Source organism: Streptomyces sp. NPDC012510, from assembly GCF_042955065.1.
Classification (GTDB): Bacteria; Actinomycetota; Actinomycetes; order Streptomycetales; family Streptomycetaceae; genus Streptomyces.
This window is the reverse complement of sequence record NZ_JBIBEN010000001.1, coordinates 249,457-275,452: the sequence shown is the minus strand read 5'-3', so window position 1 is coordinate 275,452 and position 25,996 is coordinate 249,457. Positions and strand designations below refer to the sequence as shown.

Here is a 25,996-nt window from a genome sequence, read left to right as displayed (position 1 = left end):
GGAACCACCCATGAACGGCTCGCGGATCGCCGCCGTCGGCCACTACCAGCCCGCCAAGGTCCTCACCAACAAGGACCTGGCGGACCTGGTCGACACCAGTGACGAGTGGATCGCCAGCCGAGTGGGCATCCGCACCCGGCACATCGCGGGCCCCGACGAGCCGGTGGACGAGCTGGCCGGCCACGCCGCCGCCAAGGCGCTCGCCTCGGCCGGCCTCGGCCCCGAGGCCATCGACCTGGTCGTGGTCGCCACCTCGACCGCCGTCGACCGCTCCCCGAACATGGCCGCCCGGGTCGCCCACCGGCTCTCCATCCCCAACCCGGCCGCCATGGACGTCAATGTCGTCTGCGCCGGGTTCACCCACGCCCTCGCCACCGCCGACCACGCCGTACGCGCGGGCGCCGCCACCCGGGCGCTGGTCATCGGCGCCGACAAGATGTCCGAGGTCACGGACTGGACCGACCGCACGACCTGCGTCCTCGTCGGGGACGGGGCGGGCGCGGCCGTCGTCGAGGCTGCCGAGGAACCCGGCATCGGACCGGTGCTGTGGGGATCCGTGCCCGAGATGGGCCACGCCGTACGCATCGAAGGCACCCCCCCGCGCTTCGCGCAGGAGGGCCAGAGCGTCTACCGCTGGGCCACCACCAAGCTGCCGCCCATCGCCCGCGCCGCCTGCGAGAAGGCGGGACTCGCACCCGCCGACCTCGCCGCCGTCGTCCTCCACCAGGCCAACCTGCGCATCATCGAGCCCCTCGCCGAGAAGATCGGCGCGGTGAACGCCGTGGTCGCCCGGGATGTCACGGAGTCCGGCAACACCTCGGCCGCGAGCATCCCCCTCGCCTTCTCCAAGCTCGTCGAACGCGGCGAGATCTCCTCCGGAGACCCCGTCCTGCTGTTCGGCTTCGGCGGCAACCTGTCGTACGCGGGACAGGTGGTCCGCTGTCCGTGAGCCCCTGAGCAGGGCGTTCGGGGCGATGTGACGAGGGATACACAGAGAGGCCCGTCCGCTTCCCTGGTCATCGCCGGTCGTAGACTGTAGACGAAAGACAATCCATACTGGCTGTTGACCTCGACTTTCCGGTACGGGCCGTTGACTTTCCGTGTGCAGTGCACGCAGTGGTGCTCTGGAGGAGGACCCGATGTTGTCGACCGGACTGCCGCAAGGCGCGGTGCCCAAGCTCGAACGCCCCGGTCCGCTGCGCGACCGCGTCTACGAGGCCCTGCTCGAACTCATCACCACCCGTGCGCTGCGCCCCGGCCAGCACCTCGTCGAGAGTGAACTCGCCGGGCACCTCGGTGTGTCCCGGCAGCCCGTCCGCGAGGCCCTGCAACGCCTCAACACCGAGGGCTGGGTCGACCTCCGGCCCGCCCAGGGCGCGTTCGTCCATGAGCCCACGGAGGCGGAGGCCGACCAACTCCTCACGGTCCGCACCCTGTTGGAGGCCGAGGCCGCCCGCCTTGCCGCGGCCAACGCCGGCACGGCGGGCATCACGGCGCTGGAGGAACTCTGCGCGGAGGGCGAGCGGGCGGTCGACGCCGACGACGTCGACGGTGCCGTCGCCCTGAACGCCCGCTTCCACGCGAAGGTCATGGAACTGGCCGGCAACACCGTCCTCGCCGAACTCGCCGCCCAGGTCGACCGCCGCGTCCGCTGGTACTACACCCCCGTCGCCCGCCAACGCGGCCACCAGTCCTGGATCGAGCACCGGGACCTGATCGCCGCGATCTCCGCCCGCGACGAAACGCGGGCCACAGCGGTCATGCGGGCCCACACGGAGCACACGCGGAAGACGTACCACGAGCTGCCCCGGTCCTAGCCGGGAGCATCGCCGCGCGGTCGCCGGAGCATGTGCCGCGGTCGCGCGGGGCTCAGGCCTTCGGCTCCCGGAGGTCGAAGGTCGCAAGGCCCTGGTGGCTCAGCGCCACCAGTCCCTCCGGACCGTCGAAGGCGACATCGATGACCTCACTGTGGAGATCGATATCGGCCAGAACGCGGGTGCTGACGCCTCGTACACTCGGGCGCCGAAACGCGCGGGCGCCCATCGGAAGAGTGAAGGGGAGCACGAACCACGCACCCGGATCCTTTGTGAAGAGCCACACGCCGCTGCACGAGGCTGCCAAGTCGAGCGCGCGGTGGAACCAGTACCATGCGCGGATCGGCTGCAGGGATTCGACGTGAATGACAGATCCCTGGATCCATGCCAGCCGTGCGCCCCCGCGCACCGGCAGGACGGCCGCGAGTCGCCCCGGCGCTTTGCAGGCCACCGTGTGCGCGATCACTTCACTTCGGCCCGGTACTTCCCCGGCGGTCATCATCGAAGCCGACTCGTACTTTCCGTTGATGAGCGCGAGCGAGGTGCTTCCGACGTCGACAACGCTGCAGATCTGCACAGTTTCCCTGCGTTTGCGGAGCGCTTTGTACGCTGAGTTCATACCTGCGCGCAATAATGCTTGATCCCTCAAGTCCCGGCCGAAATCTTCGGGATATTCTTTCCCGTAACTCCTCCAGGTGCACGAAAGGCCAGTCGACCAGTTTCCGTCCTCGGCCCACTGAAGCGTCCACAGGTTTCGCGACGTATTTTTCCCGGTGGTGGTGTGTGTCACCGTCATGTCGTTGGCGCAACTGATGACGGACGGTCGTCCTCGAATTTCCCCGAGAGCTACCGACAGCACCGTGTTCTGGTGAGCGGGGACCGGTTCGAGAGACCATTCCGAGGTGTCATGGAGAGTGAAAAGTCCGACGGATCCGTTCTGGTCCCCTACTGCCACCATGGGTTTCTCGCCGAGGTTCGCTGCTGCCAGGGCCGTGATATGCGAGGCGCACGAGCCTATGTGCTCGGTTTTTCCGTCTTCCAGGTCATGGGTGAACACCTTTGCTCCGTCGTTCGCGACAAGCAGTGCGGAAGCGTCACGGTTCACGCAGGCGGTATTCTCCGCCGAATACGGCAGGGAGTGGCGCGCGAGGACATCACCGTGGGAAGCGTCCCGTACGGTGACGAGGTTCGGATGGACTACGATCACGACGCGCCGGCCGCCCCATTCCGTGACGTGGACAGCGATCGGTTCGCTGCGTCGATCGGCTCGGCTCACTCGGACACCTCGGGGAAGTCCCAGATTCGAACCGAACCGGAGCGTTCTCCGGCCGCGATCACCGAACGGCCGTGGTTCAGTCCCAGGACGCGAACCTGACTCACAGCCGAGCGTGTGTCGTAGAAGTCGGAAATCGTGACTCCGGGCCGTGTCAGAGAGAAGACTTCCAACGGCCGTTCGCAGTAGTCGTATCCGGCTACGGCGAATGTGGTGTCGTCCCGCGTGCAGACGTCGACATCCCAAACGCTTTCCGGACAGTCTCGGATCCGCTGCGGAGAGCGATCCAAGTGGACCAGGAAAATCCTGTGGCTGTCCTTTCCCGCGAGGAACTGAGGGGGATCCGTACCGGGGACCGTCCGTATGCCCTTGGCGTAGCCGTGGCCTGCTGGACAGTGCTCGGCACGGCCGGTCTCCAGATCGACGAGCTGCACGCTGTGCCAGGCGCTGACCACGGCCGTCGGTCTTCCTTCCCCCGGGATCACCACCACGGTCGCGTTGCTCCGCATGAAGTCACAGGCGCTGGTCATGGGGAGAGCCGGGAGAGACGTGGACGCGCGTACGTCGAAGCGGTGCAGGAGGTAGTCGTCGGTCATGCAGAACAGGAGGAGTTCGCCGCCGAGTTCGGCGAATGCCACGATGCTCGTCTCGCTGTCCGACGCCGCGTGGCCGATGGGCCAGCTTCCGAGAGGCTGATGAGCCCCGAACACTTCCCACAGTTGAACCCTGGACGCACTGCTCGTGGCCATGAAGACCTGGCCGTTGCCCGTCACCGTGTCCAGACCGGTGATGTGCTTGCCCTCGGCGGCCGTTCCCCTGATGACCCGATGGTCGGCGTCGAGGTTCCAGACCTCGATCTCACCGGCGTCGGAGGCGACCGCGAGGTGCTGGTCCCCGGCGTAGCGGAACGCCGACATGCGGGTGACCTCGCCGGAGAGCTTGGTGAGGGTGTAGCCGCTGCGTCGGGGCCGCATGTCGACCCAACGGGCCCTCCACGGGGACGAGTGGGGTACGGGATCCATCCGGGCCCGCAGCGTGCGGGCGTTGTGGGTGTTGACCGCCAGGTCGAGTGCTGCCGGGTGCAGTTCCGGGGCGGAGCGGCGGAAGTCCGTAGCGGCCTGGCGATAGGCGTTGATCGCCGCGCGGACCTCCGTCATGTCCCGGTCGGATGGAAGGCGGTGGCCGTCCAGGGCCCCGAGGAGCCGGTACGGGATCGCGCCGAGGAGATAGGCGGGGTCGAGCACCAGCTCGTTGAGGACGTCGTGACCGCCGGCCTTGGCGATGTGGGTGGCCAGGTAGGCGCGGGTGTAGAAGCTGGCGCGCTGCCAGTCCCGAGTCCCGTCGGGCCGGACGGGCGTGTGGTCGACGAGGAAGTCGACGAAGCACCGGTGAACCGATTGCGGGCTCGGCACCTTGCGCAGATGCTCGGCGAGCGACAGATGGTGGGGCTGGTAGACGACATGGCCCTGGTCGGACGACTTGACGGCGTGACTTCCCACATGCTCGCGCAACCACCGAACGTCGGTGTAGTCGTACCTCCGGCCCGCCATCCGCCCGGCGAGACCCGCCCAGATGTCCTCGTCGGGAAGGCCGTTGCCTTCCGCGAAGGCCAACGGGCGCAGCAGATCCAGGGCCCGCTCGGCCTGTTCGCGACCGAGGCGTTCGGACAGGTCCTGCTCCAGGATCTCGCCAGGCAGACGCGGCAGTTCGGCCTCCCATCCCGATCTGAGGTCGGGTGGCTCCGCGCGGGCGGCGAGCATCCGGGCCAGCAGGCGGCCCACCAGGAAGGATGGCCCTGCCGCCCGCGCCACGCCTTCGGCCACCTGCGACACCGTCTCCGAAGGCGCACTCCGGAACGGACTCGTTTCGGCCGCCTGGAGCAGCACATGCTCGACATGGCGCCGCATCCCCTCGGGATCGGCGAAGTCTCCGTCGAGGTCGACGATCTCGCACAGGTCGCCGAGCTCGATGGCATGTTCGGTGCGTATGCCGAGGACGAGACGCACCGAACCCTCCAGGAGCAGGGGTTTCAGCACGGCGTCGACCAGCAGAACCGGTTCGTCGGCCTCGTCCACCGCGTCGATGAGGACGACGGGGGTGGACCCGGCGGGCAGGCGAGTGGCGTGGGTGAGGGCATCTGAGATCACCTCCGCCGCCAGACCGGCCGCGTAGATCACCACCGCGAAGCTGTCAGGGGGAGGGAGCGCCGCTCCGCCGACCCCGACGCGTTCCTTCGGCACGTGCGACTGGTGACGGGGGTCGGCCAAGGACGCGACAAGCCCGAGGAGGGCTGTCTTGCCGGACCCAGGGCCACCCGCCACGATCAGGCCGGACCGGTTGTCGGCCGGGCGGGACAGCCACGTCACGATCCGGCGGAGCGCGTCATGTCGTCCCGTGAAATCCCAGGTGACGCCGTCCGTCTGGACGGACGCCCTGGCCTTCGGGAGGAAATGCTGCGCGAAAGCCTCCTGCTGACGCTCGGCGGAGGCCCGTTGCCGCCGCAACCGCTCACGGCTGGACCGTGCCTGAAGGTTCTGTGGCTCGATGTCCTCCCTGCCGGTCTCTCCCACCAGGTAGATGGTGGAATTGATGATGTCGTTGCCGGCAACCATGGAGGCATGTCCGTTGGCGCTCAGTATGTGCGGGCGAGAGAGCCCCCACCGCATGCCTCGGCGCTTCTTCATGGTGCGGTCGCCGGCCATGCCTGCGGACCCGCTCCGAGGACCACCAGGACGATCGTCATGGCCCACCCGGCGATCGCTCTGTTCGTGCTGGTGCTCATGCGCCGACTGCGCCGACCGGCTGACATGTCTCCCCCTGTATCCATGAGCGACGCCCCCACCGCCGTGGCCATGCCATCTCGCCCCATGGTGGGCGCCGCAGTCATTTACCCCGTCCGAGAGTTGTACAAGCGAACCACCGTCCTGTGCGGGTGCGACGCGTCGGGCCCGCGACCCGGGACCTCCCCTCGCTGGAGACTTCTTTGTCCTGAGAGTGGAGAAAGTTGGCGGCAATTCCTGCGCTACTTCTTCCCAGTCCCGGTAGCCGCTGCTACGTTCCCCTGCGAAAGGCCGGTCATGGCGTTGTGGCCGGAACCCGGCGGACGCAGCGACCGGTTGAGGCGGGGAGGGGCTTGTGAGACGTATGACGGCTCGACCCGCGAACGCGCACCAGGCCCGACTGCTGCGGCTGTTGCGGGACGGCGGCCCCAACTCCCGGGCACAACTGGGCGACAGCGTCGATCTGTCACGGTCGAAGCTGGCCGTGGAGGTCGACCGGCTGCTGGAGACGGGACTCGTCGTGGCCGACGGACTCGCCGCCTCACGCGGTGGCCGCCGGTCGCACAACATCCGGCTCGCCCCCCAACTCCGCTTCCTCGGCGTCGACATCGGCGCGACTTCGATCGACGTGGCCGTCACCAACGCCGAGTTGGAGATCCTCGGCCACATCAACCAGCCCATGGACGTACGGGACGGCCCGGTCGTCGTCTTCGAACAAGTGCTGGCCATGGCCGCCAAGTTGAAGGCCTCGGGGCTCGCGGAAGGGTTCGACGGCGCCGGTATCGGCGTACCCGGACCGGTCCGCTTCCCCGAAGGCGTCCCCGTGGCCCCGCCGATCATGCCCGGCTGGGACGGGTTCCCGGTGCGCGAGGCGCTCAGCCAGGAACTCGGCTGTCCGGTCATGGTCGACAACGACGTGAACCTGATGGCGATGGGGGAGCAGCACGCGGGCGTGGCCCGTTCCGTGAACGACTTCCTCTGCGTCAAGATCGGTACCGGCATAGGCTGCGGCATCGTCGCCGGTGGCGAGGTCCACCGAGGGACGACGGGCAGCGCCGGCGACATCGGGCACATCCTCGCCGTACCGGACGGCCGCCCCTGTGCCTGCGGCAACCGGGGCTGCCTGGAGGCCCACTTCAGCGGAGCCGCGCTCGCCCGCGACGCCAAGGAAGCCGCCCAGCAAGGACTTTCCGCGGAACTCGCCTCCCGTCTGGAGACCCACGGCACCCTGACCGCCGTCGACGTGGCCGCCGCGGCCGCCGCCGGCGACGCCACCGCGCTCGATCTGATACGCGAGGGCGGTAACCGCACCGGCCAGGTCATCGCCGGACTCGTCAGCTTCTTCAACCCCGGTCTGGTGGTGATCGGCGGCGGGGTGACCGGCCTCGGCCACACCCTGCTCGCCGCCATCCGCACCCAGGTCTACCGCCAGTCACTGCCCCTCGCGACCGGCAACCTGCCCATCGTGCTGGGGGAGTTGGGGCCCACCGCCGGAGTCATCGGCGCGGCCCGCCTCATCAGCGACCACCTGTTCTCACCCGCGTAGACCCTTCTGCCGCAGAACAAGGTTCCACAGCACAGCACAGCACAGCGCAGTTCAGCACAGCACAGCACAGCACAGCACGGCGCTCTGCCTCGGTTTGCCCTGCCCTGCCCTGAACACGCCTGCACACGCACGCGCATCGCCCTGAAACCGGCCCGCACGCCCGCCAAGGGGAACTCATGGCACCAGAACCACCGCTGCTCACCATGTCCGGCATCACCAAGTCGTTCCCCGGAGTCCGGGCCCTCGACGGCGTCGACCTCGATGTCCAGGCCGGAGAGGTCCACTGCCTGCTCGGCCAGAACGGCGCCGGTAAATCCACCCTGATCAAGGTCCTGGCCGGCGCTCACCAGCCCGACGACGGAACGATCACCTGGCGGGGTGAACCCGTCACCCTCAAATCCCCGATCGCTGCCATGCGCCTCGGCATCGCCACCATCTACCAGGAACTCGACCTGGTGGAGGGCCTGTCGGTGGCCGAGAACGTCCACCTCGGGCATGAGCCGACAGCCGCCGGCTTCGTCGTAAAGGGGAGGACGGCACGAGCGTCGACCGCCGCTCTGCTCCAGCGACTCGGGCATCCGGAGGTCGATCCGGCCCGGCTCGTCGGTGAGTTGTCGGCCGCCCAGCAGCAGATCGTCTCCATGGCACGGGCGCTCTCCCACGACGTACGGCTGATCGTGATGGACGAGCCGTCGGCCGCGCTCGACCCGGACGAGGTCGACAACCTGTTCAGGATCGTGGGCGACCTGACCGCCGAGGGGGTGGCCGTCGTCTACATCTCGCACCGCCTGGAGGAGATCCGGCGGATCGGCGACCGGGTGACCGTACTGAAGGACGGTCGGGCCGTGGCGGGCGGACTGCCCGCGAAGTCCACGCCGACGCGCGAGGTGGTGGCGCTGATGACCGGGCGCAATGTCGAGTACGTGTTCCCGGACCGGCCGCCCGCGCCGCCGGACCACCTCACGCCGGTGCTCGACGTACGGGGCCTCGCCCGCGACGGCGAGTTCGAGGCGTTCGACCTGGAGGTGCGGCCCGGCGAGATCGTGGGGCTCGCCGGACTGGTCGGCTCGGGACGCTCGGAGATCCTGGAGACGATCTACGGCGCCCGTAAGCCGACGGCCGGGCAAGTGAGCGTGGAGGGGCGTCGGTTGAGGCCCGGCAGTGTACGGGCCGCCGTACGGGCCGGCCTCGGCCTCGCTCCCGAGGAGCGCAAGGCACAGGCGCTGCTGATGCTGGAGTCCGTCACCAGAAACGTTTCCGTTTCGTCGATGTCCCGCTTCGCCCGCGTCGGCTGGATCGACCGAGGCGCCGAGCACCGCGCGGCGCAGGCCGCGACCCGTGAGCTGTCGCTGCGCCCCGACAACCCGGCCGTACCGGTCCGCACCCTCTCCGGCGGCAACCAGCAGAAGGCGGTCCTGGCCCGCTGGCTGCTGCGCGGCTGCCGGGTCCTGCTGCTCGACGAGCCCACCCGGGGCGTCGACGTGGGCGCCCGCGCCGAGCTGTACGCGGTGGTCCGGCGGCTCGCCGACGAAGGGCTCGCCGTGCTGCTGGTCTCCAGCGAGGTGCCCGAAGTGCTCGGCCTCGCCGACCGGGTGCTCGTGCTGCGCGAGGGCCGGGTCGTCCACACCGCGCCCGCCCGTGAACTCGACGAACACCGCGTCCTCGACCTCGTGATGGAAGGAAGCCCGGCGTCATGACCCAGCCCGTGTCCCCGCCCCGGGGCAGCGCCGACAAGGTGACACCCGTCAGCGAGCCGCCCGCCTGGCGCACCCGCGTGTTCCGCGCCGATGTCCGCACCCTCTCCCTCCTCGGCGTCCTCGCCGCGCTGATCGTCATCGGCGGTGTCACCAGACCCGACCAGTTCCTCGACACCCGCAACCTCCAACTCGTCCTCACACAGGCCTCGGTGATCGGTGTCGTCACCGTGGGCATGACCTTCGTCATCACCTCCGGCGGCATCGACCTGTCGGTGGGCGCGATCGTCGCCCTGGCGTCCGTCTGGGCGACCACCGTGGCCACCCAGGAGTACGGCTTCGCAGGCATCCTCTTCACGGCGGTGATCGTCGGCGTGGGCTGCGGACTGGTGAACGGGCTGCTCATCGCCTACGGCGGGATGGTCCCCTTCATCGCCACCCTCGCCATGCTCGCCTCGGCCCGAGGCCTTGCCCTGCAGATCACCGACGGCAGCACCCAGGTCGTCACCGTCGACACCGTCCTGGACCTCGGCGAGCGTGACGCGTACGTCCTCGGCGTCCCACCGCTCGTCCTGGTCTTCGCGGTCGTGACGATCATCGGCTGGCTCGTGCTGAACCGGACGACCTTCGGCAGGCGCACGGTCGCCGTCGGCGGCAACGCGGAGGCGACCCGGCTCGCGGGCATCGACGTCCGCCGCCAGCGGCTCTACCTCTACCTGCTCTCCGGGCTGTGCTGCGGCATCGCCGCGTTCCTGCTGATCGTGCTGTCCGGCTCGGGCCAGAACACCAACGGCAACCTCTACGAACTCGACGCCATCGCGGCCGCGATCATCGGCGGCACGCTGCTCAGCGGCGGACGGGGCACCATCACCGGCTCCGTTCTCGGTGTGCTGATCTTCACCACGATCACCAACATTTTCGCCCTCAACAACCTGCAGAGCGACGTCCAGCAGATCGCCAAGGGCGCGATCATCGTCGCCGCGGTCCTGGTCCAGCGACGTACGGCCGGCACGACCTGACAGCCGAAGAGCCGACACGAAGAGCCGACACGAAGAGCCGACACGAAGAGCCGACACGAAGAGCCGACAGCGGACGAGCCGAACCGGAAAGGTCCATCGCCATGCCACAGATCACCAGCCGTAGAGGACTGCTCTTCGGAACCGCCGCCGTATCGGCCGGAGCCCTCCTCGCCGGGTGCACCAGCAACGAGACCAAGGACGATCCGGCCGGGGGCGAGCAGTCGGTCGCCGACGACAAGCCAGGCAAGGAGGTCACCATCGGCTTCGCCGGACCGCAGGCCGACCACGGCTGGCTCAACGCGATCAACCAGAACGCCAAGAGCCGCGCGGAACGGTACGAGGACGTCACCCTGGAGATCACCGAGGGCTCCAACGACACCGCCCAGCAGATCGGCCAGATCGAGACCCTCATCAACAAGAAGGTCGACGTCCTGGTCGTGCTGCCCGCCGACGGCAAGGCCCTCACCCAGGTCGGCCTCAAGGCGATGCGGGCCGGCATCCCCGTCGTCAACCTCGACCGGATCTTCAACTCCCCGCAGGCGTACCGCTGCTGGATCGGCGGAGACAACTACGGCATGGGCCTCAACGCCGGGCACTACATCGGCGAGAAGCTCAAGGACAAGGGAGACGCCCGTGTCATCGAACTCGCCGGCCTCGACAACCTGGAGCTGACCCAGCAGCGCACCCGGGGCTTCGACGACGCGCTGAAGAACTACCCGAACATCAAGAAGGTGGCCCGACAGGCCGCCGAGTTCACGGTGGAGTCCGGGCAGGCCAAGATGGCCCAGCTCCTGCAGGCCCAGTCGGATTTCGACGCTCTGTGGAACCACGACGACGACCAGGGCGTCGGAGCCCTGCGCGCCATCGAGCAGGCCGGACGCGACGACTTCCTCATGGTCGGCGGCGCGGGCGCGCTCTCCGCGTTCCAGGCCATCAAGAAGGACGACGGTGTGCTGAAGGCGACCGTCCTGTACCCGCCGACCATGGCCGCCTCCGCGATCGACCTCGCCCGTGCCCTCGGCCAGAGCAAGGGCGTCAGCGGCCTCGCCGAGTTCGAGATCCCCGCCTCGGTGACCCTCTACTCGGCCGTCGTCGACAAGGACAACGTCGACCAGTACATGCCCACCGGCTTCAAGTGACGGCTCCCGTCCGGCGGACCCGACCGGGACCCGAGATCCGATGGGGGCCAAAGGTGTGATTGGGACCCAAGATCCGACTGGGGTCAAGGATCCGACTGGGACCAGGGGCCCGACCGGCACCCGAGGCCTGACTGGGCCCAGGGGCCCGACCGGCACCCGAGGCCTGACTGGGCCCAGGGGCCCGACCGGGACCCGAGGTCGGGGCGACGCAGGACACAGCCCCGGACCGAACAGTCGGGCCACACCCCCCACCGCGCCACCACGAGGAGGACACACGCATGGGACAGCCGCAACAGCCCGACCAGGCCGAGGCGGAGGAGTCAGGAGCGCCGGGGCCCGACGCGGGGGCCGGGGCCGATGCCGGAGCCGATGCCGAGGGGGCGGTCGGGATCGAGGTCAGAGCCTCGACGGTGGCCGAGGTCCGGACGGCGGACGCGCACGCTTCCGATGCCGAGAACTCGCCCCCTGGGGACCGGGCGGGCACCGGAATCACGGTCGGGCCCGGTAGCCGAGCCGGGGCAGGGACGGAAGCCGTGGACGGCACCGGGGCGGGGGCCGGGGGCGTGGCGGGGCCCTCTGGTGCCGGGGCCCGGGCGGGGTCGTCCGGGGCCGGACCCCGCGCTGCGGCCCGGCCCGCCGGGCTCGCCGGGCTCGTCGGCGGGCCGGGCAGGCCGCCGCTGCGGGTCGGCATGATCGGCTACGCCTTCATGGGGGCCGCGCACTCGCAGGGCTGGCGTACGGCGGGCCGTGTATTCGATCTGCCGCTGACTCCGGTGCTCGCCGCCGTGTGCGGGCGGGACGGTGACGCGGTGCGGGCGATGGCGGACCGGCACGGGTGGGCGGGGACGGAGACCGACTGGCGGGAGTTGATCGCGCGGGACGACATCGACCTCGTCGACATCTGCACCCCCGGCGACAGCCACGCCGAGATCGCCCTCGCCGCACTGGCCGCCGGCAAGCACGTGCTCTGCGAGAAGCCCCTCGCCAACACGGTCGCGGAGGCGGAGGCGATGGCGGCGGCGGCCGAAGAGGCGTACGTGCGCGGCAAGGTGGCGATGGTCGGCTTCAACTACCGCCGGCTGCCGGCCACCGCGCTCGCCCGCCGCATGGTCGCCGAAGGCCGGCTGGGTGCCCTGCGGCACGTACGGGTGACGTACCTCCAGGACTGGTTGGTGGACCCGGAGTTCCCGCTCACCTGGCGGCTGCGCAAGGAGTCCGCGGGCTCCGGGGCGCTCGGCGACCTCGGCGCCCACATCGTCGACCTCGCGCAGTACCTGGCCGGGGAGTCGGTGGTCGGCGTGTCCGCGCTGATGGAGACCTTCGTACGCGAACGGCCCCTGCCGACGGGCGTCTCCAGCGGCCTGACCTCCTCCGGCGGCACGGCCGGGCGGGGCGCGGTCACCGTTGACGACACGGCCCTGTTCACCGGCCGCCTCGCCTCCGGTGCCGTCGCCTCCTTCGAGGCCACCCGCTTCGCCACGGGCCGCAAGAACGCCCTGCGCATCGAACTCAACGGTGAGCGCGGCTCATTGGGCTTCGACCTGGAACGCCTCAACGAACTCGCCTACCACGACCACACCGAACCCGGCACCCACGCAGGCTTCCGCCGCATCCTCGTCACCGAGCCCGACCACCCCTACCTGGATGCCTGGTGGCCGCCGGGCCACGGCCTCGGCTACGACCACACCTTCGTCCACCAGGCCCGTGACCTGGTGCACGCCGTCGCGGCGGGGACCAGGCCCGAGCCGTCCTTCGCCGACGGACTCCAGGTGCAGCGGGTGCTCGCCGCCGTGGAGGAGAGCGCCGAGAAGAACTCCGTCTACACCCCGACCCACACCCCCACAGCGGTCTGAGGAGGCCCCGGACATGCCGCGCGACTTCACGCTCTTCACCGGCCAGTGGGCGGACCTGCCGCTCGAGGAGGTCTGCCGCCTCGCCCGCGACTTCGGCTACGACGGCCTCGAACTCGCTTGCTGGGGCGACCACTTCGAGGTCGACAAGGCCCTCGCCGACCCGTCGTACCTCGACTCGCGCCACCAGCTCCTGGAGAAGTACGGCCTGAAGTGTTGGGCCGTCTCCAACCACCTGGTGGGCCAGGCCGTCTGCGACGCCATCATCGACGAGCGCCACCGGGCCATCCTGCCCGCCCGCATCTGGGGCGACGGCGAGCCCGAGGGCGTACGGCAGCGCGCCGCCGCCGAGATGGCCGACACCGCGCGGGCCGCAGCCGCCTTCGGCGTGGACACCGTCATCGGTTTCACCGGCTCCGCCATCTGGCATCTGGTCGCCATGTTCCCGCCCGCCCCCGAGTCGATGATCGAGCGCGGCTACGACGACTTCGCGATGCGCTGGAACCCGATCCTCGACGTCTTCGACGCCCAGGGTGTGCGGTTCGCGCACGAGGTCCACCCGAGTGAGATCGCGTACGACTACTGGACGACCCAGCGGGCCCTGGAGGCGGTCGACCGCCGGCCGGCCTTCGGTCTGAACTTCGACCCCTCGCACTTCGTGTGGCAGGACCTCGACCCGGTCGGCTTCCTCTGGGACTTCCGCGACCGGATCTACCACGTCGACTGCAAGGAGGCCCGCAAGCGCCTCGACGGCCGCAACGGCCGTCTCGGCTCGCACCTGCCCTGGGGCGACCCGCGCCGGGGCTGGGACTTCGTGTCGGCCGGCCACGGTGATGTGCCCTGGGAGGACGTCTTCCGGATGCTCCGCTCCATCGACTACCGGGGCCCGATCTCCGTGGAGTGGGAGGACGCCGGCATGGACCGGCTCCAAGGCGCCCCCGAGGCCCTGACCCGCCTCAAGGCGTACGACTTCGAACCGCCGACGGCCTCGTTCGACGCGGCGTTCGGCGGCAACGAGTAACGCTCGTCCGTCTTCCGGGGTGACGGCGCACCCCGGCGTACCGCACACACCCGTACACCTCCGTACGACCAGCCCCTCACTGGAGGCATTTCGTGCACCCGTACGACGACAACAGACGCCCCACCAGCACCTTCGGACGCCGCGGACTGCGCAGGTCGATCGCATTGCTGAGCGGTCTGCTGCTGGCGGGCGCGTCACTCTCGCTCACCGCGCCCGCGGCGGGCGCGGCCGACGCCGGACCCGGCGCCGCCGCGGCCGCCGCTGCCGAGGACTTCCAGCAGGTCACCCTCGCCAAGGGCGAACCGGAGACGGGCGAGCCCATGTCGCTCGCCGTCCTCCCCGACCGCTCGGTCCTGCACACCTCGCGCGACGGCGAGCTGCGGCTCACGGACGCGGCGGGCAACACCAGGCTCGCGGGCAAGCTCGACGTGTACTCCCACGACGAGGAGGGCCTGCAGGGCATCGGAGTCGACCCGGGTTTCGCCGACAACCGCTTCATCTACCTCTACTACGCGCCCCCGCTGAACACCCCGGCGGGTGACGCCCCCGAGACCGGCACGGCGGCCGACTTCGCGCCCTTCGACGGCGTGAACCGGCTCTCCCGCTTCGTGCTGAAGACCGACGGCACCCTCGACTCCGCCAGTGAGAAGAAGATTCTCGACGTGCCCGCCTCGCGCGGCATCTGCTGCCACGTCGGCGGCGACATCGACTTCGACGCGGCGGGCAACCTGTACCTGTCGACGGGCGACGACAGCAACCCGTTCCAGTCGGACGGCTTCACCCCCATCGACGAGCGCGCCCACCGCAACCCGGCCTTCGACGCCCAGCGCACCTCCGCCAACACCAACGACCTGCGCGGCAAGATCCTGCGCATCAAGGTGAACGCTGACGGCTCCTACTCCGTCCCCGACGGCAACCTCTTCGCACCCGGCACGGACAAGACGCGCCCGGAGATCTACGCGATGGGCCTGCGCAACCCGTTCCGCTTCAGCGTCGACCAGAAGACCGGCGTCCTCTACGTCGGCGAGTACGGCCCCGACGCGGGCGCCGCCAACCCCTCGCGTGGCCCGGCCGGACAGGTCGAGTTCGCCCGGGTGACCAAGCCGGGCAACTTCGGCTGGCCGTACTGCACCGGCAAGAACGACGCCTACGTCGACTACGACTTCGCCACCGGCACCTCGGGCGCGGCCTTCGACTGCGCGGCCCCGAAGAACACCTCGCCCAACAACACCGGCCTCACCGACCTGCCGCCCGCGGAGCCCGCCTGGATCCCCTACAACGGCGCCTCCGTACCGGAGTTCGGCGACGGTTCCGAGTCCCCGATGGGCGGCCCGGTCTACCACTACGACGCCTCGCTCGACTCCCCGGTGAAGTTCCCCGAGGCGTACGACGGCGACTTCTTCGCCGGTGAGTTCGGCCGCCGCTGGATCAAGCGGATCACCAGCGACGCCGACGGCACCGTGCGGTCGATCAACAACGTGCCCTGGACCGGCACCCAGGTCATGGACATGGCCTTCGGCCCGGACGGCGCGCTCTACGTCCTGGACTACGGTGTCTCCTGGTTCGGCGGCGACGAGCACTCCGCCCTGTACCGCATCGAGAACGCCACCGACGGCCACTCCCCGGTCGCCCAGGCCGCCGCCGACCGCACCTCCGGCCAGGCGAAGCTGAAGGTCCGCTTCTCCTCGAAGGGCACCAGCGACCAGGACGGCGACGCCCTCACGTACAGCTGGGACTTCGGCGACGGCGCTACGTCCACGGCGGCGAACCCGACACACACCTACAAGAAGAACGGCACCTACACGGCGACCGTGACCGCGAAGGACCCCTCGGGCCGCACCGGCAGCGCCAGTGTGCGGATCGTCGTCGGCAACACCGCGCCGAAGGTCACGCTGGAACTCCCGCAGGACGGACAGCTGTTCGCCTTCGGTGACGCCGTACCGTTCAAGGTGCGGGTGAGCGACCCGGAGGACGGCCGCCCGATCGACTGTGCCAAGGTCAAGGTCACCTTCATCCTCGGCCACGACAGCCACGGCCACCCGGTGACCTCCGCCAACGGCTGCACCGGCACCATCCAGACCAGCGCCGACGGCGGCCACGACGAGAACGCCAACATCTTCGGGGTCTTCGACGCCGAGTACACCGACGGCGGAGGCGGCGGCCAGGCCCCGCTGACCACCCACGACCGACACGTCGTCCAGCCCAAGCACCGCCAGGCCGAGCACTACGGCGACTCGTCGGGCATCGCGGTGCAGTCCAAGGACACGGCACACGGTGGCAAGACGGTCGGTGACATCTCCCACGGCGACTGGATCTCCTTCGAGCCGTACGTCCTCTCCAACGCCACGAAGATCACCGCGCGTGTCTCCTCCGGGGGCGCCGGCGGGAAACTGGAGGTCCGCGCGGGCTCTCCGACCGGGCGTGTCCTCGGCCGTACGACCGTGCCGGCGACCGGCGGCTGGGAGAACTTCCAGGACGTCACCGCGAACCTGTCCCGCGCCCCGCGCGGAACCACCACCCTCTACCTGGTGTTCAAGGGGAGCGGCTCCGGCGGCCTGTTCGACGTGGACGACTTCACCTTCACGACGAGGTGAGGGGGAGCCATGCTTACGAACAAACGACTCTGCGCAGCGCTGGGTGGCGCCGCCCTGCTGATCGGGTGTGTGTCGGGGCCGGCCGTGTCGGATGAGGCGGGCGGTTCCGCGGGGCACGGGCACGAGCGCCGGGTGCTGGTGTTCTCCAAGACCGCCGGCTTCCGGCACGACTCGATACCCGAGGGCATCGCGGCCGTACGGGAACTGGGCGCCGCCCACGGCTTCGGTGTCGACGCCACGGAGGACGCCGCCGCCTTCACCGCCCGCAACCTCGGGCGCTACGACGCGGTGGTGTTCCTCTCGACGACGGGCGATGTCCTGAACGCGGCCCAACAGGGGGCGTTCGAGCGGTACATCAAGCGCGGCGGCGCCTATGTGGGCGTCCACGCCGCCGCCGACACCGAGTACGACTGGGCCTTCTACGGCGGACTCGCGGGCGCGTACTTCCAGTCGCACCCCGCGATCCAGCCCGCGACGGTCAAGGTCGAGGACCACGCCCACCCGGCGACCTCGGGCCTCGGCGCGACCTGGAACCGCACGGACGAGTGGTACAACTACCGCTCCAACCCACGCGGGCGGGCCCATGTCCTCGCCTCGCTCGACGAGTCGTCGTACACCGGCGGCACCATGAACGGCGACCATCCGATCGCCTGGTGCCAGAACTACCAGGGCGGCCGCGCCTTCTACACCGGCGGCGGCCACACCAAGGAGTCCTTCGCCGAACCCGCCTTCCGCCGGCACCTGCTCGGCGGCATCCGGTGGGCGATCGGCGAGGCCCAGGCCGACTGCCGCCCGGAGAACGGCTACCGGCCGCTCTTCGACGGCACGGTCGAGTCCCTGGCCGCGTGGCGTCAGGCCGGCCCGGGCTCCTTCGAGCTCGGTGAGGACGGCACGCTGACGTCCGGCGGGGGCATGGGCATGCTCTGGTACGCCGCCTCGGGCTTCGGGTCCTACTCCCTGAAGCTCGACTGGAGGATGTCCGGCGCCTCCGGCGACGACAACTCCGGTGTGTTCGTAGGCTTCCCGCCCTCGGACGACCCCTGGTCGGCCGTGCACAACGGCTACGAGATCCAGATCGACGCCACGGACGTACCCGAGAGGACCACGGGGGCCGTGTACGGCTTCCGCTCCGCCGACATCGCACAACGTGACCGCGCGCTGAACCCGCCGGGGGAGTGGAACACGTACGAGATCCGCGTGGAGGGCGAGCGCCTCCGCGTCTGGCTCAACGGACTGAAGATCAACGATTTCACCAACACCGATCCGGTACGCAGCCTGCGCGACGGCCACCTCGGCATCCAGAACCACGGAGCCGACGACCAGGTGTCCTTCCGCGACATCCGGATCAAGGAACTGCCCGCACGGGCCGCCCACCCGGCTGGCCCGTCCCCGGGCGACTGAGCGGCGGCGGGCGGGGGACGCCGGACCACCGCCCGCCGCCTTCACCTTCCCCCCGAGGGGTCCCGGTGTTTCCCCACCACTCGCCCGACAAGGAGGCCGCCCATGCCCGCGTCCATGTCCGTTCCCCCACCGAGCGTCGGCGTGTGGCTGATCGGAGCACGCGGTTCCGTCGCCACCACCGCCGTCGCGGGCTGCGCGGCCATGACGGCGGGCCTGCACACCCCGACGGGCCTGATCACCGAGACCCCTCTCTTCGCCGACACGGGCCTGCCCCCGCTCGCCTCCCTCGTCTTCGGCGGCCACGACACGACGGACTGCCCCCTGCCCAAGCGCGCCGAAGCCCTCGCCGCCGCCGGCGTCCTGCCGTACGACCTGCCGACGACGATCACCTCCGAACTGGCCGCCGCGGACCGGGAGATCAGGACCGGTGGCCCCTTCCCGGGCGACACCAGGAGCGCCGACGAGCTGATCTCCTCCTTCACGGCCGACATCGAAGACTTCGTACGGCGCCGGGGACTGACCCGAGCCGTGGTGGTGAACGTCGCCTCCACGGAACCCGCGCCCACCGGGGCCGCCCTGCCGCCCAGCGCGCTGTACGCGACGGCCGCCCTCCGCGCGGGCTGCCCCTACGTCAACTTCACCCCCTCGACCGGCCTCCACCACGCGACGCTCGCCACCCTCGCCGCCTCCTCCGGCCTCCCGTACGCGGGCCGTGACGGCAAGACCGGACAGACCCTGCTCCGGTCCGTCCTCGGCCCGATGTTCGCCCAGCGGGCCCTGACCGTCCGGGCCTGGTCCGGTACCAACCTCCTCGGCGGCGGTGACGGTGCCGCGCTCGCCGACCCGGCGGCCGCCGCCGCCAAGAACGCCGGCAAGGCACGCGTCCTGACCGACACCCTGGGCCGTGCCCCCGAGGGCGAGACCCACATCGACGACGTCCCCGCGCTCGGCGACTGGAAGACCGCCTGGGACCACATCGCCTTCGACGGATTCCTCGGCACACGGATGGTTCTCCAGACCACCTGGCAGGGCTGCGACTCCGCCCTGGCCGCCCCCCTGGTCCTGGACCTCGCCCGCCTGCTGGCCAGGGCCCACGAGGCCGGCCTCACCGGCCCTCTGAGGGAGCTGGCCTTCTACTTCAAGGACCCAGTGGGCGAGGCCCCGTCGGCACTGGGGGAGCAGTACACGGCGCTGGCGGGCTTCGCGGAGCGGCTGCGGGGGCACCGTGCCGGCGCGGGTCAGCCCGAGCGGGGGCCGTCACCGACGGCGTCCTCGGAAGCGGGCCCGGCATGAACGCACAACAGCCCCCGCTCAGCCGGCCGACCCCGGGCTCCCCCCTCTCCTTCGGCTACGGCACCAACGGCCTCGCCGACCTCCGCCTCGACGACGCCCTCGCCCTCCTCTCCGACCTCGGCTACCACGGTGTCGGTCTGACGCTCGACCACATGCACCTCGACCCGCTCGCCCCCGATCTGGCCGCCCGCACCCGGCGGCTCGCGCGACGGCTGGACACCCTAGGACTGACCGTCACCGTGGAGACCGGGGCCCGCTATGTCCTCGACCCCCGCTGCAAGCACGGCCCCACCCTCCTGGACCCCGACCCCGACGACCGGGCACGCCGAGCCGACCTGCTGATCCGCGCCGTACAGGTCGCCGCGGAGCTGGGCGCCCACGCCGTGCACTGCTTCAGCGGAGTCACCCCGCCCACCACGGACGAGGACACCGCCTGGAAACGCCTCCCCGACGCGCTCACCCCCGTCCTCGACGCCGCCACCGTCGCAGGCGTCCCGCTGGCCGTCGAACCCGAACCCGGTCACCTCCTCGCCACCCTCGCCGACTTCCACCGCCTCCGCGAGGCCCTCGCCAGTCCCGCCGCCCTGGGCCTCACCCTCGACATCGGCCACTGCCAGTGCCTGGAGCCCCTCCCGCCCGCCGACTGCGTTCGCGCCGCCGCGCCCTGGCTCCGCCACGTCCAGATCGAGGACATGCGCCGCGGCGTCCATGAACACCTCCCCTTCGGCGAAGGCGAGATCGACTTCCCACCCGTACTCGAAGCCCTGGCCGCCGTCGACTACCGTGCCCTGACCGTCGTCGAACTCCCCCGCCACTCCCACGCCGGCCCCCACTTCGCCGAACAGTCCCTCTCCTTCCTCCGTCGAGCCGCCGACCGGTCGACAGCCCGCAAGGCATCCCCCCGCCCGCACGGACCGCTCCCTCCCCGCCTCCAAGTCAGGTTCCCTTCCCGCCCCGACGGCACCCTCTGTCTTCGCTCCGATGGCACAGCCCTCCCTCGCCTCCCCGTCACGCGCCCATCCCGCCCCGACGGCACCGGCCTTCCCCGCCCCGACGGCACCGGCCCACCCGAGCCCGAGTGCACGCTCAGTGGCACCGACGACACGGCACGAGCGCTTCCGGGCGGCCCCGCGACACCATCGCCGTCCCCGAACGGGAGCGCCACGTGATCCACCACCGCACACCGGACCGCCCGGCAGCCCACCCCGCCCTCGCCGCACCCCACGAACTGCGCGGTCACCTCGATGCCCTCCTCACGGACGCGGCTCGCGCCTGGCTGGGTCGGGCGCTCGACGAGGCCGCCGACCATCCGGGCGCCCACGGGCCCATCTCCGTCTGGGAACTGCGCCTGGCCGAGGCCGGCCGACGCTGCGGTGCCGAGCACGCCGACGCCGTCCGCGTCCTGATCCTGCACGCGGCCCGCGCCGACACCGACGCGCTCACCCGGGTCTACCGTCAGGGCACCGCCGACGAACGCCGGGCGGTCCTGCACGCCCTGCCCCATCTGGTGCCGGGCCCCGACGCGCTGCACCTCGTCGAGGACGCCCTGCGGACCAACGACACCCGTCTCGTCGCCGCCGCCCTCGGCCCGTACGCCGCCCGCCATCTGGCCCCGCACCCCTGGCGGCACGCCGTGCTCAAGTGCCTGTTCACCGGAGTGCGCGTCGACGAGATCACCGACCTGGCCCGCCGGGCCCACGGCGACGGCGAACTCGCCCGCATGCTCGGCGACTACGCCGAGGAACGCACCGCCGCGGGCCGTCCCGTACCCGAGGACCTGTACCGCGTCCTGGCCCTGGCCGCGCCTCCACCGGCCGACGAGCCCCACCCGGACGGCACCTACGGCACCGACGGCAAGGAGTCCTGATGCGCATCTTCGACCCCCACATCCACATGACGTCACGCACCACCGACGACTACGAGGCGATGCACGGGGCGGGTGTCCGCGCCGTCGTGGAGCCGGCCTTCTGGCTGGGACAGCCCCGCACCTCTCCCGCCTCCTTCATCGACTACTTCGACTCCCTTCTGGGCTGGGAGCCCTTCCGCGCCGCCCAGTACGGCATCGCCCACCACTGCGCCCTCGCCCTCAACCCCAAGGAGGCGAACGACCCGCGGTGCACGCCCGTCCTGGACCACCTGCCCCGCTATCTGCTCAAGGACCGGGTCGTGGCCGTCGGCGAGATCGGCTACGACTCCATGACCCCGGCCGAGGACCTCGCCCTCGAACACCAACTGCAACTGGCCGCCGACCACGGCCTGCCCGCCCTGGTCCACACCCCGCACCGGGACAAACTCACGGGCCTGCGCCGCTCCCTCGACGCCGTCGCAGCCTCCGCCCTGCCCGTCGAACGGGTGCTGCTCGACCACCTCAACGAGACCACCGTCAAAGAGGCCAAGGACAGCGGCGCCTGGCTCGGCTTCTCCGTCTACCCGGACACCAAGATGGACGAGGAGCGCATGGTCGCCGTCATCAAGGCGTTCGGCACCGAGAAGGTGCTGGTCAACTCCGCGGCGGACTGGGGAAGAAGCGACCCCCTCAAGACCCGCCGGGTCGCCGACGCCCTGCTCGCCGCCGGGTTCGACGAGGACGACGTGGACCTGGTGCTGTGGCGCAACCCGGTCGCCTTCTACGGACTCAGCGGCCGCCTCGCCCTCGACGTCACCGAGACGGACACCACGCACAAGGGCAACAGCATCCTGCGCGGCGGGGAGTGACCCGTGCGCTTCCGCCACCCCGACGGCTCCACCGTCCACCTCGCCTACTGCACCAACGTGCACCCGGCCGAAACCCTCGACGGCGTCCTCGCCCAACTCCGCGACCACTGCGAACCCGTACGCCGCCGCCTCGGCCGCGACCGCCTCGGCATCGGACTGTGGCTCGCCAAGGACGCCGCCGAGGCTTTGGTGACCGACCCCTCCGCCCTGCGCGGCCTGCGCACCGAACTCGACCGGCGCGGACTGGAGGTCGTCACCCTCAACGGCTTCCCTTATCAGGGCTTCGGCTCCGAAGAGGTCAAGTACCGCGTCTACCAGCCGGACTGGGCCGACCCGGAACGCCTCGACCACACCACCTCCCTCGCCCGCGTCCTCGCCCGTCTCCTCCCCGACGATGTCACCGACGGCACCATCTCGACCCTGCCCCTGGCCTGGCGCACGGTCTACGACGACACCCGCGCCGCCCGGTCCCGCACGGCTCTGCGCACCCTCGCCGAACGCCTCGACGCCGTCGCCGAGCTGACCGGCCGCTCCATCCGCGTGGGACTGGAACCCGAGCCCGGCTGCACCGTCGAGACGACCGCCGACGCCATCGGTCCGCTCACCGACATCGACCACCACCGCATCGGCGTCTGCGTCGACACCTGCCATCTCGCCACCTCCTTCGAAGACCCGCACACCGCCCTGGACGCGCTCACACAGGCCCGCGTCCCCATCGTGAAATCCCAGCTCTCGGCCGCCCTGCACGCCGAACACCCCCACCTCCCCGAGATCCGCGAAGCCCTCGCCGCCTTCGACGAGCCCCGCTTCCTGCACCAGACCCGCACCTCCACCGCCGCAGGCCTGCGCGGCACCGACGACCTCGGCGAGGCCCTCCAGGGCGACGCCCTGCCCGACGCCTCACCCTGGCGCGCCCACTTCCACGTCCCCCTCCACGCGGCCCCCGCCGCACCCCTCACCTCCACGCTCCCGGTGCTCAAGACGGCCCTGACCCTTCTCGTCGGCGGCGCCCATCCCCTCACCCGCCATCTGGAGGTCGAGACCTACACCTGGCAGGCCCTGCCGGCCGAGCTGCGCCCCAGCACCCGCGGCCGGCTCACCGACGGCATAGCAGCCGAACTCACGCTCGCCCGCGACCTGTTGACGGACCTCGGCCTCAAGGAGCTGCCGTGAGCCGAGAGAGCGCCACCGCGCATCTCCGACCCGACGCCGGGCCCACCCCTCTCCTCGTCCTGGACGTCGTCGGCCTCACCCCCCGTCTCCTCGACCACATGCCCCACCTCAAGACCCTCGGCCGGTCCGGCTCCCGCGCCCCGCTCGGAACCGTCCTGCCCGCCGTCACCTGCGCCGCCCAGTCCACCTTCCTGACCGGCACGCTGCCCACCGAGCACGGCATCGTCGGCAACGGCTGGTACTTCCGTGAACTAGGCGACGTCCTGCTGTGGCGCCAGCACAACGGTCTCGTCGCCGGGGACAAACTGTGGGACGCGGCCCGCCGCGCCCACCCCGGCTACACGGTCGCCAACATCTGCTGGTGGTACGCCATGGGCGCCGACACCGACATCACCGTCACCCCCCGTCCGATCTACTACTCCGACGGCCGCAAGGAACCCGACTGCTACACCCGGCCCCCGGCCCTGCACGACGAACTCACCGCGAAATTCGGCACGTTCCCGCTGTTCCGCTTCTGGGGCCCCGGCGCCGACCTCGTCTCCAGCCGCTGGATCATCGACGCGACCCGCCACATCATCCGCACCCGCCGGCCCGACCTGACCCTCTGCTACCTCCCTCACCTCGACTACGACCTGCAGCGCCACGGCCCCGACGACCCACGCGCCCTGAAGGCCGCCGCCGACCTGGACAAGGCCGTGGCGCCCCTGCTCGACGACGCCCGCGCGGAAGGCCGTACCGTCGTCGTGCTCTCCGAATACGGCATCACCCGCGTCGACCGCCCCGTGGACATCAACCGCGCCCTGCGCCGTGCCGGCCTTCTGCAGGTGCACACACAGGACGGCATGGAGTATCTGGACCCGATGACCTCACGGGCCTTCGCCGTCGCCGATCACCAGATCGCCCATGTCTACGTACGCCGCCCCGAGGACCTGGAAGCCACCAGGGAAGCCCTCGCGGACCTGCCCGGCATCGACCAGCTCCTCGACGACGAGGGCAAGAAGTCCCATCACCTTGATCACGCGCGCTCCGGCGAACTCGTCGCCGTCGCGGAGCCGGACGCCTGGTTCACGTACTACTACTGGCTCGACGACGACCGCGCACCCGACTTCGCACGCCTCGTCGAGATCCATCGCAAACCCGGCTACGACCCGGTCGAGCTGTTCATGGACCCGCTCGACCCGTATGTGAAGCTCAAGGCGGCCACGGCACTGGCCCGCAAGAAACTCGGCCTGCGCTACCGCATGGCGGTCGTGCCGCTGGATCCCTCACCTATTCGCGGCAGCCACGGCCGCCTTCCCGCGAGCGACGACGACGGTCCGCTCATCATCTGCTCCACCCCCCGAGCCGTCGGCGACCGCGTGGCGGCCACCGATGTGAAAGCACTGCTGCTCCGACTTGCCGGTCTTACCTGACCGGTGCCACGGACCCCCAGGGGTCCTGACTGGTCACAAGTGAAGCACTCACCACTGACAACGCCCTTCGACGCAGAGGAGTTCCAGGAATGAGCCGCGCCGACAAGACGGATCCCGAACTCGCCCACCGCCTCAGCAGACGAGGCATGCTCGGTGTGGCCGCGGGCGCCACCGCCGCAGCCCTGCTGGGCACGGCCGCCGCCCCGGCACAGGCCGCCACCGCCGCCGGAGCCTCCACCGCCGGTCGCGGTCGCCCCGTCCTCCCACCCGGCCGCCTCGGCATCCAGCTCTACAGCCTGCGCGACAAGGTCTCCACCCTCGGCTTCGCCCCCGTCTTCGCCGAGCTGGAGAAGTACGGCTACGACGAGGTCGAGTTCGCCGGCTACACCCAGGGCTCCGCGGGCCCCATCACCCTCGCCCAACTGAGGCGACTCGCCCGCAACCACGGCCTCACCCCGATCGGCAGCCACGTCGGCTACTACTCCGACGATCCGAACGCGTACACCTTCGCCCAGAACCTCACCAAGGTCCTCGACGACGCCCAGGCGCTCGGCCTCAAGCACATCGGCACCGCAGCCGGCCCCTTCCGCTACGGCATGACCGTGGACGCGATGAAGCGGGCCGCCCACGAGTTCAACACCTACGGCGCGGCGGCCAGGGCGCGGGGCATGAAGTTCTACCAGCACAACCACTCCGAGGAGTTCTCCTTCGCCACCGACAACCCCAAGGTCCGCCTCTACGACGTGCTGCTCCGCGAGACGGACCCCGACCTGGTCTTCCTGGAGATGGACATCTTCTGGGCGTACGTGGCCCAGTTCCGGTTCTCGAAGCGGCCCGACGGCACCTCCGCGCCCTTCGAGCCCCTCGACTACGTCCTGCGCCGCCCGAACCGCTACCCGCTCTTCCACGTCAAGGACGGCGAGAGCGACCCGTCGAACCCCTTCGGCTACCGCATGGTGGACGTCGGCGACGGCGACATCGACTACCAGAGGTTCATCACGGCCGTTACCCGCCTGAGGGGCCACCGGCTCGCCCACCACTGGCAGGCCGAACACGACAACCCCAGCGAGTCGTTCACCTTCGCCCGCCGCTCCAGCGAGCACCTCCACTCGCTGCGGGAGAAGTGCTGACCGAAGGCGTACGACAACGGCAGCAGGCGGCCGCCCCCGGGGGGGGGGGCCCCGGGGGGGCGCCCGGGGGCGGCGGCCGAGGCGGGGGGCCCCCGCGTGCCCCGCGGGGCGGGGGGGGGGGGGGGTTTGGGTGGGGGCGGGG

The 25,996-nt window shown here is 70.6% G+C and carries 18 protein-coding genes and 1 pseudogene; 17 read left to right on the top strand and 2 right to left on the bottom strand.

The window, feature by feature from the left end:
- Window positions 1–10: 10 nt before the first annotated feature.
- Together ACFY9I_RS01175 and ACFY9I_RS01170 are read left to right on the top strand one after the other, a co-directional pair.
- The gene (locus ACFY9I_RS01175) at window positions 11–949 is read left to right on the top strand and encodes a beta-ketoacyl-ACP synthase 3 (RefSeq protein WP_390994883.1); all 939 of its coding nucleotides are present in this window, start codon (window positions 11–13) and stop codon (window positions 947–949) included.
- Window positions 950–1,139: 190 nt separating this feature from the next.
- Window positions 1,140–1,817 (top strand): FCD domain-containing protein, encoded by a 678-nt coding sequence (locus tag ACFY9I_RS01170; RefSeq protein WP_390994880.1) that lies wholly within the window; start codon window positions 1,140–1,142, stop codon window positions 1,815–1,817.
- 52 nt (window positions 1,818–1,869) lie between these two features.
- Here ACFY9I_RS01170 and ACFY9I_RS01165 read toward each other — a convergent pair whose 3' ends face one another.
- Window positions 1,870–3,090 (bottom strand): hypothetical protein, encoded by a 1,221-nt coding sequence (locus tag ACFY9I_RS01165; RefSeq protein ID WP_390994877.1) that lies wholly within the window; start codon window positions 3,088–3,090, stop codon window positions 1,870–1,872.
- A complete protein-coding gene (locus ACFY9I_RS01160) occupies window positions 3,087–5,699 on the bottom strand; it encodes a hypothetical protein (RefSeq protein WP_390994874.1) in 2,613 nt (870 codons plus the stop codon). Before ACFY9I_RS01160 ends, ACFY9I_RS01165 begins: the two co-directional genes overlap by 4 nt.
- 532 nt (window positions 5,700–6,231) lie before the next feature.
- Here ACFY9I_RS01160 and ACFY9I_RS01155 point away from each other — a divergent pair.
- From ACFY9I_RS01155 to ACFY9I_RS01085, 15 genes and pseudogenes are all read left to right on the top strand, one after another.
- On the top strand, window positions 6,232–7,413 hold the full coding sequence (locus tag ACFY9I_RS01155; RefSeq protein ID WP_390994872.1) for an ROK family protein: 1,182 nt from the start codon (window positions 6,232–6,234) through the stop codon (window positions 7,411–7,413).
- A 176-nt stretch (window positions 7,414–7,589) separates the two neighbouring features.
- Window positions 7,590–9,110 (top strand): ATP-binding cassette domain-containing protein, encoded by a 1,521-nt coding sequence (locus tag ACFY9I_RS01150; protein WP_390994870.1) that lies wholly within the window; start codon window positions 7,590–7,592, stop codon window positions 9,108–9,110.
- The gene (locus ACFY9I_RS01145) at window positions 9,107–10,126 is read left to right on the top strand and encodes an ABC transporter permease (protein ID WP_390994868.1); all 1,020 of its coding nucleotides are present in this window, start codon (window positions 9,107–9,109) and stop codon (window positions 10,124–10,126) included. Before ACFY9I_RS01150 ends, ACFY9I_RS01145 begins: the two co-directional genes overlap by 4 nt.
- A 101-nt stretch (window positions 10,127–10,227) precedes the next feature.
- Window positions 10,228–11,265 carry a substrate-binding domain-containing protein gene (locus ACFY9I_RS01140; RefSeq protein WP_390994866.1) on the top strand — a complete coding sequence of 346 codons (1,038 nt, stop codon included), beginning with the start codon at window positions 10,228–10,230 and terminating at the stop codon, window positions 11,263–11,265.
- Window positions 11,266–11,543: 278 nt separating this feature from the next.
- Window positions 11,544–13,118: a Gfo/Idh/MocA family oxidoreductase gene (locus tag ACFY9I_RS01135; RefSeq protein WP_390994863.1), complete on the top strand. Its 1,575-nt coding sequence runs from the start codon at window positions 11,544–11,546 to the stop codon at window positions 13,116–13,118.
- A gap of 13 nt (window positions 13,119–13,131) precedes the next feature.
- Window positions 13,132–14,136: a TIM barrel protein gene (locus ACFY9I_RS01130; protein ID WP_390994862.1), complete on the top strand. Its 1,005-nt coding sequence runs from the start codon at window positions 13,132–13,134 to the stop codon at window positions 14,134–14,136.
- A 92-nt stretch (window positions 14,137–14,228) separates the two neighbouring features.
- Window positions 14,229–16,730, top strand: a complete 2,502-nt coding sequence (locus ACFY9I_RS01125) for a PQQ-dependent sugar dehydrogenase (protein WP_390994860.1) — start codon at window positions 14,229–14,231, stop codon at window positions 16,728–16,730.
- A 9-nt stretch (window positions 16,731–16,739) separates the two neighbouring features.
- Complete coding sequence (locus ACFY9I_RS01120) at window positions 16,740–18,131, top strand: ThuA domain-containing protein (RefSeq protein WP_390994857.1); 1,392 nt, start codon at window positions 16,740–16,742, stop codon at window positions 18,129–18,131.
- Window positions 18,132–18,233: 102 nt separating this feature from the next.
- Window positions 18,234–19,424 carry an inositol-3-phosphate synthase gene (locus ACFY9I_RS01115; RefSeq protein ID WP_390994854.1) on the top strand — a complete coding sequence of 397 codons (1,191 nt, stop codon included), beginning with the start codon at window positions 18,234–18,236 and terminating at the stop codon, window positions 19,422–19,424.
- Window positions 19,421–20,338 (top strand): annotated as a pseudogene (locus ACFY9I_RS01110) (sugar phosphate isomerase/epimerase family protein); the annotation flags it as partial. The gene ACFY9I_RS01115 and the pseudogene ACFY9I_RS01110, both read left to right, overlap by 4 nt.
- A 251-nt stretch (window positions 20,339–20,589) precedes the next feature.
- Window positions 20,590–21,291 (top strand): EboA domain-containing protein, encoded by a 702-nt coding sequence (locus ACFY9I_RS01105; protein ID WP_390994852.1) that lies wholly within the window; start codon window positions 20,590–20,592, stop codon window positions 21,289–21,291.
- The gene (locus tag ACFY9I_RS01100; protein WP_390994850.1) at window positions 21,291–22,139 is read left to right on the top strand and encodes a TatD family hydrolase; all 849 of its coding nucleotides are present in this window, start codon (window positions 21,291–21,293) and stop codon (window positions 22,137–22,139) included. Before ACFY9I_RS01105 ends, ACFY9I_RS01100 begins: the two co-directional genes overlap by 1 nt.
- Before the next feature lie 3 nt (window positions 22,140–22,142).
- Complete coding sequence (eboE, locus tag ACFY9I_RS01095) at window positions 22,143–23,312, top strand: metabolite traffic protein EboE (RefSeq protein ID WP_390994847.1); 1,170 nt, start codon at window positions 22,143–22,145, stop codon at window positions 23,310–23,312.
- Complete coding sequence (locus ACFY9I_RS01090; protein WP_390994844.1) at window positions 23,309–24,724, top strand: alkaline phosphatase family protein; 1,416 nt, start codon at window positions 23,309–23,311, stop codon at window positions 24,722–24,724. The genes eboE and ACFY9I_RS01090 overlap by 4 nt, the downstream gene beginning before the upstream one ends.
- An 89-nt stretch (window positions 24,725–24,813) precedes the next feature.
- Window positions 24,814–25,854 carry a TIM barrel protein gene (locus ACFY9I_RS01085; RefSeq protein ID WP_390994841.1) on the top strand — a complete coding sequence of 347 codons (1,041 nt, stop codon included), beginning with the start codon at window positions 24,814–24,816 and terminating at the stop codon, window positions 25,852–25,854.
- Window positions 25,855–25,996: the final 142 nt, after the last annotated feature.

Excerpts from the sequence above, each read along its gene's own strand:
- ACFY9I_RS01175 (WP_390994883.1), top strand. The coding sequence starts at position 11 with ATGAACGGCTCGCGGATCGCCGCCGTCGGCCACTACCAGCCCGCCAAG.
- ACFY9I_RS01085 (WP_390994841.1), top strand. The coding sequence starts at position 24,814 with ATGAGCCGCGCCGACAAGACGGATCCCGAACTCGCCCACCGCCTCAGC.
- ACFY9I_RS01155 (WP_390994872.1), top strand. The coding sequence starts at position 6,232 with ATGACGGCTCGACCCGCGAACGCGCACCAGGCCCGACTGCTGCGGCTG.
- ACFY9I_RS01120 (WP_390994857.1), top strand. The coding sequence starts at position 16,740 with ATGCTTACGAACAAACGACTCTGCGCAGCGCTGGGTGGCGCCGCCCTG.
- ACFY9I_RS01150 (WP_390994870.1), top strand. The coding sequence starts at position 7,590 with ATGGCACCAGAACCACCGCTGCTCACCATGTCCGGCATCACCAAGTCG.
- ACFY9I_RS01170 (WP_390994880.1), top strand. The coding sequence starts at position 1,140 with ATGTTGTCGACCGGACTGCCGCAAGGCGCGGTGCCCAAGCTCGAACGC.
- ACFY9I_RS01160 (WP_390994874.1), bottom strand. The coding sequence starts at position 5,699 with ATGGTTGCCGGCAACGACATCATCAATTCCACCATCTACCTGGTGGGA.
- ACFY9I_RS01145 (WP_390994868.1), top strand. The coding sequence starts at position 9,107 with ATGACCCAGCCCGTGTCCCCGCCCCGGGGCAGCGCCGACAAGGTGACA.
- ACFY9I_RS01130 (WP_390994862.1), top strand. The coding sequence starts at position 13,132 with ATGCCGCGCGACTTCACGCTCTTCACCGGCCAGTGGGCGGACCTGCCG.
- ACFY9I_RS01115 (WP_390994854.1), top strand. The coding sequence starts at position 18,234 with ATGCCCGCGTCCATGTCCGTTCCCCCACCGAGCGTCGGCGTGTGGCTG.
- ACFY9I_RS01100 (WP_390994850.1), top strand. The coding sequence starts at position 21,291 with ATGCGCATCTTCGACCCCCACATCCACATGACGTCACGCACCACCGAC.
- ACFY9I_RS01135 (WP_390994863.1), top strand. The coding sequence starts at position 11,544 with ATGGGACAGCCGCAACAGCCCGACCAGGCCGAGGCGGAGGAGTCAGGA.
- ACFY9I_RS01140 (WP_390994866.1), top strand. The coding sequence starts at position 10,228 with ATGCCACAGATCACCAGCCGTAGAGGACTGCTCTTCGGAACCGCCGCC.